The 16,031-nt window shown below is 34.8% G+C and carries 17 protein-coding genes; 1 reads left to right on the forward strand and 16 read right to left on the reverse strand.

What is annotated here, in order from left to right; all coding sequences use genetic code 11:
* Nucleotides 1-154: 154 nt before the first annotated feature.
* The 8 genes from AAC024_RS13825 to AAC024_RS13860 form a co-directional block, all read right to left on the reverse strand.
* Entirely contained in the window at nt 155-1,966 is a 1,812-nt protein-coding gene (locus AAC024_RS13825) for an acyl-CoA dehydrogenase family protein (protein WP_339896075.1), read from the reverse strand.
* Nucleotides 1,967-2,309: 343 nt separating this feature from the next.
* On the reverse strand, nt 2,310-2,381 hold the full coding sequence (locus AAC024_RS13830; protein ID WP_339896091.1) for a hypothetical protein: 72 nt from the start codon (nt 2,379-2,381) through the stop codon (nt 2,310-2,312).
* A gap of 207 nt (nt 2,382-2,588) precedes the next feature.
* The gene (locus AAC024_RS13835; RefSeq protein ID WP_339896076.1) at nt 2,589-2,870 is read right to left on the reverse strand and encodes a 3-hydroxyacyl-CoA dehydrogenase family protein; all 282 of its coding nucleotides are present in this window, start codon (nt 2,868-2,870) and stop codon (nt 2,589-2,591) included.
* Between the two features lie 61 nt (nt 2,871-2,931).
* A complete protein-coding gene (locus tag AAC024_RS13840; protein ID WP_339896077.1) occupies nt 2,932-3,297 on the reverse strand; it encodes a 3-hydroxyacyl-CoA dehydrogenase NAD-binding domain-containing protein in 366 nt (121 codons plus the stop codon).
* Between the two features lie 154 nt (nt 3,298-3,451).
* On the reverse strand, nt 3,452-3,922 hold the full coding sequence (locus tag AAC024_RS13845) for a restriction endonuclease subunit S (RefSeq protein WP_339896078.1): 471 nt from the start codon (nt 3,920-3,922) through the stop codon (nt 3,452-3,454).
* A 62-nt stretch (nt 3,923-3,984) separates the two neighbouring features.
* Entirely contained in the window at nt 3,985-4,860 is an 876-nt protein-coding gene (locus AAC024_RS13850; protein ID WP_339896079.1) for an ORF6N domain-containing protein, read from the reverse strand.
* Entirely contained in the window at nt 4,857-6,308 is a 1,452-nt protein-coding gene (locus AAC024_RS13855; protein WP_339896080.1) for an N-6 DNA methylase, read from the reverse strand. The genes AAC024_RS13850 and AAC024_RS13855 overlap by 4 nt, the downstream gene beginning before the upstream one ends.
* Before the next feature lie 453 nt (nt 6,309-6,761).
* A complete protein-coding gene (locus AAC024_RS13860) occupies nt 6,762-7,235 on the reverse strand; it encodes an ester cyclase (protein ID WP_339896081.1) in 474 nt (157 codons plus the stop codon).
* Between the two features lie 566 nt (nt 7,236-7,801).
* Between AAC024_RS13860 and AAC024_RS13865 the strand changes: the two genes are divergently transcribed.
* A complete protein-coding gene (locus AAC024_RS13865; protein ID WP_339896082.1) occupies nt 7,802-8,188 on the forward strand; it encodes a hypothetical protein in 387 nt (128 codons plus the stop codon).
* 1 nt (nt 8,189) lies between these two features.
* Here AAC024_RS13865 and AAC024_RS13870 read toward each other — a convergent pair whose 3' ends face one another.
* The 8 genes from AAC024_RS13870 to AAC024_RS13905 all read right to left on the reverse strand — a co-directional run bounded on the left by AAC024_RS13870 (nt 8,190) and on the right by AAC024_RS13905 (nt 15,964).
* Entirely contained in the window at nt 8,190-9,491 is a 1,302-nt protein-coding gene (locus AAC024_RS13870; protein ID WP_339896083.1) for an NgoFVII family restriction endonuclease, read from the reverse strand.
* 1 nt (nt 9,492) lies between these two features.
* On the reverse strand, nt 9,493-10,725 hold the full coding sequence (dcm, locus tag AAC024_RS13875) for a DNA (cytosine-5-)-methyltransferase (RefSeq protein WP_339896084.1): 1,233 nt from the start codon (nt 10,723-10,725) through the stop codon (nt 9,493-9,495).
* A 368-nt stretch (nt 10,726-11,093) separates the two neighbouring features.
* On the reverse strand, nt 11,094-11,504 hold the full coding sequence (locus AAC024_RS13880; protein WP_339896085.1) for a hypothetical protein: 411 nt from the start codon (nt 11,502-11,504) through the stop codon (nt 11,094-11,096).
* A complete protein-coding gene (locus tag AAC024_RS13885) occupies nt 11,501-11,929 on the reverse strand; it encodes a hypothetical protein (RefSeq protein WP_339896086.1) in 429 nt (142 codons plus the stop codon). The genes AAC024_RS13880 and AAC024_RS13885 overlap by 4 nt, the downstream gene beginning before the upstream one ends.
* A 265-nt stretch (nt 11,930-12,194) precedes the next feature.
* The gene (locus tag AAC024_RS13890; protein WP_339896087.1) at nt 12,195-13,154 is read right to left on the reverse strand and encodes a hypothetical protein; all 960 of its coding nucleotides are present in this window, start codon (nt 13,152-13,154) and stop codon (nt 12,195-12,197) included.
* 21 nt (nt 13,155-13,175) lie between these two features.
* On the reverse strand, nt 13,176-14,009 hold the full coding sequence (locus AAC024_RS13895) for an AAA family ATPase (RefSeq protein WP_339896088.1): 834 nt from the start codon (nt 14,007-14,009) through the stop codon (nt 13,176-13,178).
* A 328-nt stretch (nt 14,010-14,337) separates the two neighbouring features.
* Entirely contained in the window at nt 14,338-15,111 is a 774-nt protein-coding gene (locus AAC024_RS13900) for a DUF6090 family protein (RefSeq protein WP_339896089.1), read from the reverse strand.
* Between the two features lie 160 nt (nt 15,112-15,271).
* Nucleotides 15,272-15,964 (reverse strand): DUF6090 family protein, encoded by a 693-nt coding sequence (locus AAC024_RS13905; protein ID WP_339896090.1) that lies wholly within the window; start codon nt 15,962-15,964, stop codon nt 15,272-15,274.
* Nucleotides 15,965-16,031 lie beyond the last annotated feature (67 nt).

Here is a 16,031-nt window from a genome sequence, read left to right on the forward strand (position 1 = left end):
GGTTCAAAGTTCTAATTTACTTTTGGATTGGATGTTTCCCTCGTTCCACACGCTCGGTAAGGCTTTTCCCATACGTGTAGTTCGCTTAAAATCCCTATTCAAACGCTAATTTTGCGGAAATTTAAACCAAAAATAGACACTCATAACTCTGAACTCAAATCTCCCATCCAATCATTTCCTCCACTTCTTTTACCGAATAAAGAAAAGAATCTTCCTCATTCCCAATAAATTTATTTGTCAAAAAACGAATAGTCGGCTTCGTCCATTTTATTGATTCCCTATCTGTTGCATGAATTAACAAAGCTATTTGATAAAGTGTTGTAAGTTTTTCAAAATAGATCTTTGCATTTACCTCCATTTCATTTGTACTGTATTCCGAAAGTTTGTCAATCTTTACTTGCAATTTTTCAAAAGTATCAAGAACAGAATCCTTCTGATAGTCGCACGATTGTAATGCTCCCGAAATTTCATTAACCATAACAGCATACCCATCGGATTTGAACTTTGCCCGAAGCATATCCAGAATCATGATATTTCCAGCACCTTCCCAAATAGGGAGAACCATCACATCACGCATTAGTTTTGGCATAATACAGTCTTCGATATATCCATTCCCCCCCATTAATTCCATGCTTTCCCTAACCATATAAACACCGTTTTCCGCAGTCCATTTTTTCGTCATAGGAGTGAGAAATCTTACTAATTTACTTTCGTTTTTATTTCCATTATCTGATGCGTCCAATGCTTTTATAACCCTATATGTTAAATAAAATCCTGCTACGTGTAAACTTGCCAATTCGTGCAGCTTTCTTCGGATTAAGGCGTGTTCAATTGCCCTTTTACCGAATGTTATTCTATATTTCAGAAAATTATACGCTTCAATCAATCCTCTTCTTCCTGCCGAAATTGCTGCAACTGAATTGTACAAGCGTGATAAATTTAGCATGTCGGCCATGATTTTAAAACCATTGAACTCTTCTCCGACCAAAGTTGCTTCAGCTCCTTGAAAAAAACATTCTGCACTGGCCATGGAACGCACACCAAGTTTTTCTTTAATACGAATCATTTCAATTGTATTTTTTGTCCCTTCCGGTAAATGTTTTTCAACAAGAAATATAGATAGCCCCTTTGTTCCCTTAATACTTTCGTCTGTTCGCGCCAAAGCAAATATTAAATCTGCATTAGCATTACTACAAAACCATTTCTCACCATAAAGCTTGTATTTATTTCCTTCTATTTTCTCAGCAGTAACGATATTTCTGCCAACATCAGACCCGCCTGACTTTTCTGTTAAAAACATTGCCCCGGTAAAAAATTCTTTCGCCTTTTCCGTATATATTTTAGGAAGTAGTCGCAATTTGTCTTTTTCCTCACAAAATTTATTTATCAACCGGGCAACACCATCGGTCATGCACAAGGGGCAGTATTGCCCCATTTCGCTCATCGCATAAAGATACCCTGCACTAAATCCCAATACATGTAGTTCTTTTTGGAATTTTTTGTTTAAAGTTGGTTCCCATTTTATCCGAAACATCTCAGACTTTACGGCAATTTCCATTAATGCTGCATAAGAAGGATGAAAGGAAATTTCATCCAGCAATTCGCCATAAGCGTCCCGTTTTATCAATTCCGGGCCATTTTTATCTGCCAGAATAGATAGTTTGTCCATGTTGCAAGCTGCCGACCGGCCAATGAAATCCAGATTTTTATTAAAATAGTCAAATCCGTTTTGGGAGATTTGCTTTTTAAAATAATGCGAAAAAATAACATCGCTTGTATAAAAGTTTGAACTGGTTTTAAAGTCTTCCGTGAGTATCTTATTTTCTATTTTATTATTGGATTCCATCTTAATGAATTTGAAATTAGTTGCTAAAATTAGGAATAATATCGGATATGTTATACCAAGCACAAATATTGTATAGTCCAAATTACATAAAAATATATAAGTAAACTCACGAATACTCATAACCTCTTTATTGCTAGTAGTAGCAACCTTATTACATAAAAAATCTTATGTCTCCCCCTGCGGTGTGTAAAATTTATTTGAAAAAGCTCGTTCGTATTTTGCCCATATTATTTTCAGCGGGATAAAGTTCCGGACTATATGGAGGCAGAAATATTAAAACAATAATTTTTGGGATAATCATTTTTTTTTGCTTTGTGTAATTTTCCATAATCAAGAGCTTTTATTTAGGATTTTTGGTTTAACCCCTATAAAACAAGAGTAATCTTTTAAATGTAGATTATTAATTAAGCGGTTAATTTTTTCTTTAAAATTAGATGTTTATCTGCGTTTCTTGTTCGAGATTTTACGTTCCTAACAGTCCATGCAACCTTTCATTATTGTAAAATTTCACATAGCGTTTTAATATCTGTTCTATCTCACCAAAACTACGATAGTCGAATCTAGTGTAAAGTTAATGTTCATTTGTCGGTTAAAAGCTATCGGATAGCCTGTTCATTGACTATTTGGAAAGGTGAATAACAAAAAACACCATCCATCACCCCGTTTCTCACCCACATTACAACGTTTCCATTGTTGTGCGACCGTCCTGATTCCCTTTTATATCTCACATCTTACTAAACTATTATTTTAGGAAATCAGCATCTTTATATGCCGGATTTGGATAGTTATATATCCCTTTACCATTTGCGGTTCCCATTTTTCCTTTGTCGAGATATGCTGCTTTTAACCATTTGGCACCTTTTGCAGAAAGTTCATCTCCTTCATCTCCCTGTGCTTTAAACAAATTATAGGATGTGTTTGGTCCAATGATATCCAAGAATGCGAACGGGCCTAGTGGTGCACCTGTTGAAATCATCCAGGTCTTATCAATTATTTTTGGGTCAGCAATTCCATCTGCCGCCATTTGAATACTGGCCTTAAGGTGGGGGACCAATAGCGAATTTAAAACATAGCCCGGTTGCTCTTTATGTAATGGGATGGGATCGGAACCATCCAATCGCTTTCGCAAAATCAATCACTTCTTCAAATACTTCTATAGACGTGCGCTCATGCTTCATGACTTCAGCAATATTCAGTTTCCAAATTTCGTTGGCAAAATGTAAATGCAAGTATTTTTCAGGTCGATCTGTAAAATCTACAAGTTGACTTGGTATCATGGTAGAGGAGTTAGAAGCGAAAATTGTTTCTTTATTCGCAACTTTCGACAACTTTTTATAGAAGTCTTGCTTAATGCTGAGCAATTCTGGAACCGCCTCGATAACTAAATCAGCGTTCTCAACAGCTTTTGCCAAATCGGTATATAAGGAAATACGATTGTATCCATCATCCACTTCTTTTTTCGAGCCATATTCATCTTGTTGATAGCGTTCTTTTAAAACGTTAAATCGTTCTTTCGCTTCCTATAATGCTTCATCACTAATATCGTAAGCTGAAACCTTAAATCCTTTAAATGCTGTTTGAAAAGCGATTTGGCTACCTAATACTTTAGCTTTCAAAAAGTTCATTCGCATTTAAGCGGTTTTGTTCGGCATTATTTCGACTGCGCTCAATAGCCGAAAAAACCTCATCTAAAATGGAAACAATGCGCTGTTGTTCGGGGAGGGGTGGAACAAGCATTTTAATTTTTAGTAAATCAGACTTTACTAAGCTCGGACGGCCTGAACCCCTGTCCATTTCAGTGAAGTCAAAGCTAAGACAGAAGTAATGTAGAAACCTTTTGTCTAAACTATCTTTTGCATGCAAACCAAAAGCTGTATCAACATTCCAAAACTTTTCTTCAATCAGCATTGGATTATTAATCGTTCCCTTTCTTCCAACAATTGTAGTTCCTTCTTCACAGATGTAATCCTTAGCGTATCCCATTATCTTACCTGCGCTTCCTATGATGGGAAATTTTCCCTTTAGGATCTTCAACTTCCTTTTGGTTACGCCCGCTTCGGATTTCAAGCACTTCATCCCAAATCTTTTCTGTCCAACCTTCCATCATACCAATCCCGAAATTGCATTAAAAATACTCTCTACTGACGTGGTTTCCATCTTAGAGAACGCAAACCATTTTTACCCAAATCTTTGAGTGAAGCACCTAAGTGATACACTTCGGCATTGTCAATGATCAAAAAACGGTCGTGGCTTTGGGTAAAGGGTTTTGCTTCAAAATTGCCGTATTGCTCATTGGCTTTTTGCACGTCCAACTTCAGCTGTTTACTAATAGTCTTAGTCAACAGCAGAGCCTGTACGCTTTTGCTCTTTTTGGCCAAATGGGTCAAGGTGTTTTCGTTGATGTAATTATCGATCAACACAATGCTCTTTTTGGCAGAGCGGATGATTTTAGAAGCCAATTCATAGGCATCAAATACTTGTCCGTCAAAGAATACGCCTTGGTTAGGAATTACATCTTTGCTTTCTAGCGCTTTAAACACTTGCTCAAATTTTTGGTCTGTTTCTATTTGTTGGCGTTCTACTTTATCTAAGCGATAGTTGATCAGTGAGTTTTCCAATAGCGTCTGTCGCATTTTTACAAATGCATCCATTATTTGAACACTCACGTTCACAGCTGTTTCACTGTTTAAAACAGCAGATAGCATAGCCACACCTTGTTCGGTAAACACATAAGGAAACGTTCTTCTTTTTGCGGTCGCAATTTGCGACTGCAAATCATTGTCTGTTTCTGCGGTCGCAATTTGCGCCTGCAACGTTTCCCATTCCAATGCAGAAAGTTGAAACATAAATGACTCAGGAAACCTTTTAGTATTTCGTTTTACTTGTTCATTCAATCTTTTGGTTTCCACATCATAAAGTTCAGCCAAATGATAATCAATCATCACCTGCTTGCCCCGAACAGTGAAAATTCTGTTTTCAACCTGCTTTATCGTTATGGCTGCTTTTTTACTCATACCAAGTGTTGAATAGTATCTAAGATTTCAGCGCTTTCATCATCCAAGGCTTTTATTGCTGATAATATTTCTTGTGGTTGGCGCAGCGGTGCTTCTTCTGGGGTATTTGGGTTTTTTACGCTCAGATCAAAAGTGCTTTGGTCAACGTCCTTCATATTTACCGTCCAAGAGTTTTCGCTTTCTGCGAAGTTTTTTTGCAGTTCAATAAACTCAGCCAAATCCTTTTCATTGAGCGGGTTAGTCTTACCCAAATTGCGGCCTGGGTTTAAGGAGTAAAACCAAACCTTTTGTGTGGCTTTGCCTTTTTCAAAAAACAGCACCACTGTTTTTACACCTGCACCTGTAAACGTTCCGCCTGGTAAATCCAAAACGGTGTGGAGGTTGCAGTTCTGCAATAGTTCTTTTCGCATAGCAATGCTGGCATTATCGGTATTGCTCAAAAAAGTGTTTTTAATCACCACACCTGCTTTTCCACCTGCTTTCAATATTTTAATGAAGTGTTGCAAAAAGAGGGAAGCCGTTTCGCCTGTTTTAATGGGAAAGTTTTGTTGCACTTCGACACGTTCCTTTCCACCAAAAGGCGGATTGGCAAGCACTACATTGTAGCGGTCTTTTTCCTGTATGTCGGCCAAGTTTTCAGCAAGCGTGTTTGTGTGTATGATGTTGGGCGCTTCCACACCATGCAAAATCATATTCATAATGCCAATGATGTAGGCCAATGATTTTTTCTCCTTTCCGTAAAAGGTGCGTTTTTGCAAAGTCTCCCATTCTTTGGTGCTTAGTTCCTTTCCTGATTTCAAATAGTCAAAGGCTTCACATAAGAAACCCGCAGAACCCACAGCACCATCATAAATTTTGTCGCCAATTTTTGGGTCAACCACTTTTACAATGGTGGTAATGAGCGGTCGAGGCGTGTAGTATTCACCACCGTTTCGCCCGGCATTGCCCATGTTTTTGATTTTGTCTTCATACAGATGGCTCATTTCGTGCTTTTCTGCATGGGTTCGAAAACGCAGCTCGTCAATGCGGTTTATCACTTCTCGCAAATTGTAGCCGCTTTGGATGCGGTTTTTCAGTTCGCTAAAAATCTCGCCAATCTTATATTCAATCGTGTCAGCATTTTCGGCAGACAATTTGAATTTTTTGAGGTAAGGGAAGAGCTTGCCGTTTACAAAGTCCAAAAGGTCGTCACCTGTCAGGGCATTGTGGTCAATTTTTCCGTCAGCTAATTTGGGAGCAGCCCAAACACTCCATTGATATTCTTGGTCAATGATTGGTGAGTACGTTTTTCCTGTGAGTTCTGCGGAAGTAGCACGGTCACGTTCTAAGTCGTCCAAATACTTCAAGAACAGTACCCAAGATGTTTGTTCCACATAATCCAATTCACTACCACATCCTGCGTCCTTATGAAGTATGTCGTCTATATTTTTAAAAGTCTGTTCAAACATTCGTTTTCTTGTATTTCAGTTTTTTTCAATTCAGTTTCAATTTCTGTCAAGCGTTGGCTAAAAAATAGCTCTTCTGGTTCTTTCAGCGTTTGCCTGTGTGTAGGCAAAAACCAAATGTGCTATTTGTGCGGTGGCTCTTTTTTCGCATGGCATACAACGTCCCGCCCGAGTTGGCGAGGTTTTTAGGAAGGTACAAAATGTAGGGTATAAAAATGTCGTTAACTCGGCCGTTGTGCGAAGTCCCGAAGGGCGAGCGCAAGGGCAGGAGGAACTCGGGCGGGACGTTGATGCGAAAGACCGAAGGGATTTCGCATCAACGGTCTCGTATAACCGTCAGTTACGGGTTTATATGCGTTAATTTTCGGTTAGGCACTGACGTTAGCAATTCCGAATGGATTCGGACGTAGTCGAATCCGCCGTAATTGCGGTTATACATTGTTGTAGCCAGTTTTTTTAATTCCCATTCAACTGTTTTTCATATTCTTCCGCATCGTACGTTCCGATTGATTTTTGGACGAGTCCTTGGTCATTCATAGTCCATTCTTCAAATCCGCTGAAATCAACTTTGTTGCCAGTTCCGTTTGGTCCAGAATTAGTTCCTTTAAAAGTCCAGTAATATCGATAGGTCTCATTTCCCTTTGTCAGACTGTCCATAATTAATTCCAAATCAGGAAATGCATCCATATAGGATTTAGCAGTTTCCGCTAATTGTTTTCTTCCGACTGCTGGTGTTCCGTTATTTACAGTTAGTGTTCCATCCTCTGCGTAAAATGAAGCCATTTTTTCAGGCACTTTACTGTTCCAAGCATCGGTATATTTTTGTCCGAATTCGACCATTTTATCCAATTCCGACTTATCAGATTTGCATCCCGTCATAATGTTTAAGACTATTAAAAGTGTTATTAAAAATGAATGTTTACTTTTCATAAAATGCTTTTTTTCAAATTGGCTACGGTCTTGTGTATGAAACGTAGCGTGTAAAAAGACACTAACTTTTCGGATTTGGCACGAGCCGAATTTTTATTTTTTCTATTTATCTTTTAATTTATAAATATACAAAAATAAAAATTTGGTGGACTTAATAAATAAGCAAAAACCTTTCGTAAAGCCTGTAATAGCTATGTTTTATACACGTTGTTGTAAGTAGTGCTTTTCATTCAGGCTGTTTTTCCGATGTTTGTTATTTAGTTTAAAAGTAAGCGTTGGGAAGACATACTCTTTTGAAATTTTTGGCGTAGCATTGGCTGAAGCGAATTGCGAATGTGTATGGCTTTGAGCTTTGGCTTTAATAAAATTAATTTCGTTTTATAATTATCGAATTAATGTCAATAGATTTGTTAGTTTTGCGTTTATAAAATTTAATAATGAAATTGTTTTTTAAATATATAGGTGAATATTTAAGATTGTATCCACAAATAAGGTTTTCAAAGACTGACGAAGTGTTAATTCGAAATTCAGCTATGAATCATTTGGGTTTGACCAACCTGAATCAGATGAGAGATAGATATGAAGGTCAGGCTTTTTTTGAAAAAACAATGAAAAACATTGGTGGTTTAATGTCTCTCCAGAAGCATTTAAATCTTGAACTTATAGATTTGGATAAGGTTAATTTAGGCGATTTTCAGCCATATATAAAATTGGATGGAAAAAAAGTAAATATCAATGTTTTTGATTTCGGAAATTTGCCATTGATAAAGACAAAGGATATTAAAAATCCAGTATTTTTTATAATACAAAAAGATAGTTTAACTTTTTTGCTTTGTGGTCTTGCAACAAAAGATGTCATAAAAAATAATTTGATTGATACTTCCGTAGTACAATCAAGTACTGATGAATATATGGATTTTGTAGGTTTTAAATTTTTAGAAAAAATTAAATGATTTATTCCTCATCTTCTGGAATAGGTTCGTTATTCATAAAAGCCTCAAATGCTCCAATAGGTGCAAAATCTATGTTGATAATAGAATAGTCTCCTTTTTTTCTCCACAGGCGAACGGCATCTGTTCCTTTTTTTTCCAACCATTCACGAGTAACTTGATTTCTTTCTTTTAAACCTAAAACATCGACTAATAGCCATTGACCTAACGCGTCTTGACCAAATCTTTTACCGTTTTCATCATATTCTGTGTTACTGCCTGACTGAAAATTTTTCATATTATCTCCAGTCAATAAAGCAGGGATTTTTTTTCCGTTAGGAAGTAATAAATGAAAACGAACTTCAGGTCTTGCTTGTTTTGTTCCTTTTAGTTTATTTCTTACTTCTATTATGGATAAAATATCTTTAGTAAAAAAGTCAGGATTTAATTTATGAAATTCTTTTGGAATTGGAATGTAGACTTCATTCAATGGTCTTGGAATATTACTATCCTTGCTTTTAGGGGCTGCATTCCAAGCATTTAATCCAGACTTTTCTTCAACCTCTTTAGAACTGAATGAATATAATGGTAAGTAAGCTTCAATTATATCTTCTTCGACTGCTTGAGGCTTATTAAGAAGATTTAAGTATGCTTCTAGAAGGAAAGAAAATGGGTCATCGATTATTTTTACATCGAATGTTTTTAGTAAAATTGACTTGTATTTATTTGAGTCAAATTTTTGCCAAATTTGAGAGTCTCCAAAAGTGTATTTATAATCCTTATTGCCGTCAGACCAAGAAAAAGCTGTCCTTGTTTTGTTAAAATCACGTAAGTTTTTTAAATCAATTAAAGGATAAGCACACTCATTAATTGTAAAACTTCCTTTGTCTCTTGTTACATAATGATAAATATTATTTTCTTCTAATAATCCAAGACGTTCATAATCGCTTAAAACCCTTTCGTTTCTGATTTCGGAAATTTTGTATGCCAAATCTTCGAGATTATTTTGATAGACATTAATTTCATTCTGATAGCGTTTTAGTTGCATTACTTTTTGGAATGATGGTTGACTACCCATCCAAGTTTTTAAGCCAATTCCAACTCTTTTATCTCCAAAAACAGATAAAATATCGTGAGGTGTATTACCAATATCAACATTCTGACCTTTAAAGGATTTTGCAAATATTGTTTCTTGATATTTAGAATCAAGATAAGGAATTAAATCTCCCTTTTTTTGACGGAATAAATTTGTTAGTGCGCCATATACCTGTAAAAACTTGATATATTCTTCTCTTTGTTCCTTTGAATATTCTTCCCAAATACTCATATTACAAGACTTCTATTATTTCATTAGTAATTCTCTCTATTAAATTTGTGGTAACAGAATTACCTGCTTGCATATAAAGTTTGCTATCAGCAACAGATGGTAAAATATATTTATCCATATTGTAGCCTTGAAAAGCAAAACATTCTTTTGGCGTTAATTTTCTAATACCAAAATCATCTTTAATTAAGGGTACATTGTGTCCGCCTGTTCCCATATTTGCAGTTAAAGTAGGACAGACATTGCTTTTATTTTCACGAACATAAACTCTACGCCATTGATAAACTGTGTTTTTATTCGTCATTGCTTTTGATAATTCAGGATAATATTTGTGTTTTTTACTATAATAATATTTATCATCTTTCTTGTCATTATCAAGAATGTCGTGTATTGTTTTTGTCAGTTTAATTTTATCAGGAAATTTAAAATTTTTATAATTTTTAACCTGTTTTGGGTCAAATGCTACTATAAAAATACGCTCTCTATTTTGAGGAATGTTGGCGTGAGTCATTGAATTCAAAACATCGTAGGAAACTTTGTAGCCGAGTTTCTTTTCCAAAATCTCAATAATAACTTCAAATGTTTTTCCTTTATCGTGCGAAACTAAATTTTTAACATTTTCAAGAAAAACAACTTTTGGCCTGTGCTTTTCTATAATTTGTTCTACATCAAAAAATAGTGTACCTCTGGTGTCTGAAAAACCTTTACCATATCCTGCAATTGAAAATGCTTGACAAGGAAAGCCAGCACAAAGTATATCAAATTTGTTTGGGATATAGTTTTTCACTCTTTCCTTTGTAATATCTCCAAATGGAATTTCTCCAAAATTTGCTCTATAAGTTTTTTGTGCCTCTTTATTCCACTCACTTGTGAAAACACATTTTCCTCCTAAATTTTGCATTGCAATTCGAAATCCTCCGATTCCTGCAAAGAGGTCAATAAATTTGAATTTTGGATTTTCAGGTGCTGGAAATGGAACTGATTTATTTAAGTCAAATATTAAATATTGTAAGGCATCTTCTGCAAATTCCTGCGTAATCTGTTGGTTTGGATATTCTTTTTTTAAAATTCTTTCTACAAAAGACAAAGCATCTTTTTTGTAGAATTGTGAAACACCGTTTTTGTGATTATGTAAATAGTGAGTAAAAGAAGCTGGTTTTGAATCATCTGGTTCAATTATTTTAATTTCAAATAACTGTCCGTCAATGGTTTCTATGTCAATTCTTTCTTTTATCATTTGATTTTGGTTTAAATGCCACAAGTTATAAAAGTTTTGTTTGTATTTTCTGTTTGTTTGGATTTTTTGTTCACATTTTGTGGTGGATAATTCGAGCGTTGGCAAGAAACAGTTCTTTTATTTTTTCGAGCGTTGGAATTTAGCGTTGGCAAAAAAATAAATGTACTGTTTGAGCGTTGGCTTTTTCAGTCCAAATGTTCAAATTTTAGCACGATTTCCGCATTACTTACAACGTTGTTGTATATGGTTTGTTGCGTGTTTCAAGCACCTAATTTAGTAAATAATTACCGACCAAGAAAGTCCGCGAGGACTTTCGTAAGTAGGGCAGAAGCCAGCAATAAATTATATACGGTGTTGTAGCACGTTTTTTATCCATTTGCATTTAATGGTGGAACTTCTCCAAATTCCTCAAAATATTTGTCTAATTCCTCTTTTTCTTTTTGTTCAGGATTACTATCTCCAATTAATTCAATAAACAAATTCTTGTAAGGAAATTGTTTTCCTATTCTTTTGTTTTTATTATATCTCCGACCGCATATATGTGGTTCGGATTTCATTTCAGGGTCTATTGTTTTCTTTAATCCAATTACTCTGTCGAGATATGAATTTGCCTTTCCAATGTATAAAACTCCATTCAAGTCTGTATTGAGAAAACGTCCAACAGATTTTATTTTGTTATCCTCTTTACAAATCAATTTATACACACCGCCTTTGTCCTCAAAAGCCTCAAATATTTTGTCCCATAATTTGTCATCCGATAGATGGAATTCTTTTGTCATTCGGTTGTGGCATATAATTCTTTAACAATCATTTCAAGTCGGACTTTTGCAAAAGATAAAGCCAAAGCAACTTCTTGATTATCTAAACCGTCTATCGAAGAATATGCTTTAGAAAAGAGCTCTAAAATGGCAGAAATCTGTTTTCTCAAATTTTCATCCATATTTTCATTAATAGTCTGCATTTCAATAAATGCTTCATAAGCATAATTGTAATTTTTATTTCCAAAATTAACATACTGTTCACGAGCTTTATAGTCCGTTGTGTTTATAGTCGTATAGGCAATTGATTGGCAAGTCAGCAACCTTTGAATTAGAGTGAATTTGGCCTTATCATATTTTTTTTCGTCAACGGTTTCTTGAGAATTTAAGTCAGTTGAAACTAATAAGAAGAATGCTATAATTGGTAAAATTCTATATATTTTCATATTTCTGATGAGTTTTTTTAAATGTGCTACAACGTCCCGCCCGAGTTGGCGAGGTTTTTAGGAAGGTACAAAATGCAGGGAATAAAAATGTCGCTAACTCGGCCGTTGTGCGAAGTCCCGAAGGGCGAGCGCAAGGGCAGGAGACACTCGGGCGGGACGTTGATGCGAAAGACCGAAGGGATTTCGCATCAACGTTTAGTATATGAAGCGTAGCATCCTGTAAGGTGCTATGATTTCATATACATTGTTGTGCTTTCGTTTTTTATTACATAAGTTTTAGAATTTCGGCTATTTCTTTTATACCCTCATCCTCTTCTGCTATGGCAATGTCTACAAAACATTCTCTTATGCTTAAAGCATTTCCTTTTAAAACTTCACCACATAACTTTGAGAAAATGATTTTCCCCTGAAATTCAGCTTTCCAAGCATCAGAATTTAATAAATATTCCAATCTTAATTTTTCAGTTTCAAGCCATTCTAGAGTTTTTGTTTTTTCTAATTCGGTAGCTAGTGAAGTGAGATTACTTTCAAGTCCATCTGAAATCAAAGTCTTTACTTCAGCAAGTGTCTTTTGATCTATTGAGTTAATTTTGGGGACTTTGATGGAGTAGTTGGCAGCAATATGTTCTTTGAAGTTCTTGTATAAGTTAAAACCAATGGTATCAGTAGCAATTCTCTTCATTTCTGCTTTTATATGTTCTACCGAAATATTATTCCCATTTTTATGAAGGTATAAATGATTAGCTACTTTGTGGAGAATTTCTTCATTTAGGAAATAGTTCTCAATGTGTCTTCTTTTCAGACAGATTAATTTTTGACCTGCTTCTAATTCGTCAATTTGGTCTTGCCTCAAACCGTCTCTGTCTCTTAGCATATACATATCAACCCCGAAAACGGAATTCCTTAATTGTTCTTCCACCGCTTTTAGTGCTCCTATATTTGCAACAGAGCCAACAGGACTTACTTTCAACTCTGTATTGACTGATTGGGCTATTTTATGATACGTTAGTCTATCAATACTAGAAGATTCTCCTTCTACAAAAACTATTTTTTTACCTACTGCAAATAATCCAAGATTTTCTCCAATTAGTTGAACTAATTCGTGATGACTGTGATTTAAATCACTAAGTCTGTGTGCTTGATTTGCTCCAGTTTGAGTTGAATCAATAAAAAACACATTCCCAGTAGAGTAATACGTTGATATTAAGTCAGCTGAGTGAGTCAAAAAGATGAACTGATTTGTGTGTTATCCTATTGATTTTAATGATTCTATTAATTTAAAAGTAAGGGTTGGATGTAGATGTAATTCTGGCTCATCAATAATTAATACTGAATGTTTTATTTCTTTCCTAGCAACGTCAAATAATACCTTTATTACTTCTTGCTCTCCTGAACTCAAAGTTTGAAAAGGTAGTGCTTGACCAGTTTCATCTTTATATTGAAATTCCCTTGGTTGGGCAGGGTTAATATCGATCAGTTCTTTTCCTGGTAATAGGTCTGAAAAGATTTTTTTATATTTTTGAAACGGATCAGGATTTTTTTGAATTATTTCTTCTCCTTTGGTTGGCTCTTTTTTCAATGAGTCTGCTAATTTCTTATCTCTAGAAGCCGATTTTTGATGAATGTAATTGACGAAATTTTGCCAACGACCTGAAAAAGCACTAAAATAATAATTGCCCGGCCCATTCGTATCATCCGGGTCTCCTGCTAACCAATTTACTGGATTATATTTAAGTGCCTGTATACTTCTATTTGAATCAATCTGTACCAATGATCCAACATATTTTCCAGCACCATATTTTCTGCTATTTATGTAATTATTTAATGTTTGGTTAGGTTGTCCTGTCTTCACTTCTACACTAGAACCATTAAAATACTTTGGATCTTCTTCTTCTGTTCGTGTAGCTTCAATAGTTATATCCATTACAGGATCCCCTTGAAGTGTTTGAACAATTGCTTGCTTCAATCTTGTTTTACCAGATCCATTTGCCCCAGCTATGATAATAATGTCTCCTAAATGACCCATTTCAATATTCTTTATGGGTTTAAAGTCAGTAATTTTAAAAGATTTTATTCTCATATTTTTGTTTTCTTAATGAAGCACAACGTCCCGCCCGAGTTGGCGAGGTTTTTAGGAAGGTACAAAATGTAGGGTATAAAAATGTCGCTAACTCGGCCGTTGTGCGAAGTCCCGAAGGGCGAGCGCAAGGGCAGGAGGAACTCGGGCGGGACGTTGATGCGAAAGACCGAAGGGATTTCGCATCAACGTGTTTGTATATGGTTTGTTGCGTGTTTTCAGCACCTAATTTAGCAAATACAAACCGAATAGAAAATCCGCGAGGATTTTCGTAAGTAGGCTAGAACAAGCAATAAATTATATACGGTGTTGTGCTTTCGTTATTTTTTATTTACTTCTTATCGTCAATTTCTTTATCAATTTTATTTATAATATCAATAAATTGGTTTCTTATTCTTGGATATAATAGGTCAGTTAAATTAAAGGTTACCGACATATACTCAATCATATTATTCTTAAAATAATCGTCATTAAGAACAGGTTTGTTTCCTTTGCTTATGGCTTTAGATTTGCCTATTCCAAGTTGATTGTTAAATCCTACACTTTCTAATATTATTCTCAAATCTCCATTCCGACTTATTCGCTCTATTATTTTCTTTTGTAAAGTATTTATAGAGTTCTCTTGAAACTTTACTTGTTCGATAAAAGGTTCGAGTGCTATTAATGTCAATCTCAAACTATCGTTTTCTATGTTCTTTAGTTCTCCTGAATTCTTAATTTCGGTAAGCACACTATTTTTATAATTGAAACCTACAAGAGTTGTAAATGTATTAAAGAATACTTGAGAGACATATGTTTCTGACAGCGTATCTTTGGATTCATCAATTAAACGAAAAACCTCTTTTTGTCCTTCGACCTGTTTTTTAATTCTGCCTAATTCAATGTCAAGGCTTGTGATATTACTTAAGGCCTCTTTTTTTAATAAGTTTAGATATTTTAGTTGATTGGAATTTGCTTTTCTATTTTCATTCCAATTGTTAATACTTAACGCTAATAAGATTCCAATAACGACAAGTACGATTTCACCAATCGCATATTTTAAATACTTTCCAGTTTTGCCTTCTGTAAGTAAATTTTGTCTGATTTTTCTAAAGAATTTTATCATTGGTTAGCGGTTTCTGGTAATGAAGCACAACGGTCTCGGCTATGAGTAGTTGCGTGGTTTAGCGATTAACTTTGCAAGTACACACCAAGTTGGAAATTCCGCAGGAATTTCCAAAGTAGGCGATATCAAGCAATTAATTATAGCCATTGTTGTGCTTTCGTTATTTAATGTAATCACTTTTAACTTTACATTTATCGGCTAATTTCGAGTTCATTATATTTATTTGATTATCAATAAGATTCAATAATTCTGAACGTCTTCTTAATAGAATACCTTCCATCACCAAGTCTTCATATAACCTAGCTTTTGTTTCTTCTGGTATTTTGTTAGGAAAATCAACACTTAAATTTTTTTGTATTTCTCTTGGAAACAATTTCTTATATTCCGCGTGCAATACTCCTGAATTAAACCAATCTGCTGTTTGTGCTAACCGATTAAATACAAGGTTCATATTTCCTAAAATTACACTATTCAAATCTTCTGTTTTTTTGATATATTGATTTAGTGATTTTCGGATTTGACTATCTTTCAGCGTATTTATATTCCCACTAGACTTTATATCTTCATAAGTAGATGAATTTGGAATGAATGATTGAGTCATATCCCTTCTAGAAAGGTTGATTTTACTTCCTAATTCTGTTAGGTCTATATTTTCACTTTGAATTGTTGTAATTGCAATATTTGAGTTTTCAATACGCTTCTTGTTAACTGCTATTAATGTCTTAATTTGTTCTTTGTCCTCTTCTATATCATTTAGTAAAAGGCAATAATACGATTCTTCCAGCTCGGATGATTTTCTGTTTTCATTCCAGTTATTAATTCCTAATGCAATTAAAATTCCAATAACTACCAAAATAATTTCTCCAACTGTAGTGGTCTAGGAAAATAGGACAGCAAAACAATAAAATGTTAATTTGCTG

The organism is uncultured Algibacter sp. (assembly GCF_963976535.1).
In the GTDB taxonomy this organism is placed as follows: domain Bacteria; phylum Bacteroidota; class Bacteroidia; order Flavobacteriales; family Flavobacteriaceae; genus Algibacter_B.

Excerpts from the sequence above, each read along its gene's own strand:
- AAC024_RS13825 (WP_339896075.1), bottom strand. The coding sequence starts at position 1,966 with ATGAGTATTCGTGAGTTTACTTATATATTTTTATGTAATTTGGACTAT.
- AAC024_RS13835 (WP_339896076.1), bottom strand. The coding sequence starts at position 2,870 with ATGGCGGCAGATGGAATTGCTGACCCAAAAATAATTGATAAGACCTGG.
- AAC024_RS13845 (WP_339896078.1), bottom strand. The coding sequence starts at position 3,922 with ATGAAGTGCTTGAAATCCGAAGCGGGCGTAACCAAAAGGAAGTTGAAG.
- AAC024_RS13850 (WP_339896079.1), bottom strand. The coding sequence starts at position 4,860 with ATGAGTAAAAAAGCAGCCATAACGATAAAGCAGGTTGAAAACAGAATT.
- AAC024_RS13855 (WP_339896080.1), bottom strand. The coding sequence starts at position 6,308 with ATGTTTGAACAGACTTTTAAAAATATAGACGACATACTTCATAAGGAC.
- AAC024_RS13860 (WP_339896081.1), bottom strand. The coding sequence starts at position 7,235 with ATGAAAAGTAAACATTCATTTTTAATAACACTTTTAATAGTCTTAAAC.
- AAC024_RS13865 (WP_339896082.1), top strand. The coding sequence starts at position 7,802 with ATGAGAGATAGATATGAAGGTCAGGCTTTTTTTGAAAAAACAATGAAA.
- AAC024_RS13870 (WP_339896083.1), bottom strand. The coding sequence starts at position 9,491 with ATGAGTATTTGGGAAGAATATTCAAAGGAACAAAGAGAAGAATATATC.
- dcm (WP_339896084.1), bottom strand. The coding sequence starts at position 10,725 with ATGATAAAAGAAAGAATTGACATAGAAACCATTGACGGACAGTTATTT.
- AAC024_RS13880 (WP_339896085.1), bottom strand. The coding sequence starts at position 11,504 with ATGACAAAAGAATTCCATCTATCGGATGACAAATTATGGGACAAAATA.
- AAC024_RS13885 (WP_339896086.1), bottom strand. The coding sequence starts at position 11,929 with ATGAAAATATATAGAATTTTACCAATTATAGCATTCTTCTTATTAGTT.
- AAC024_RS13895 (WP_339896088.1), bottom strand. The coding sequence starts at position 14,009 with ATGAGAATAAAATCTTTTAAAATTACTGACTTTAAACCCATAAAGAAT.
- AAC024_RS13900 (WP_339896089.1), bottom strand. The coding sequence starts at position 15,111 with ATGATAAAATTCTTTAGAAAAATCAGACAAAATTTACTTACAGAAGGC.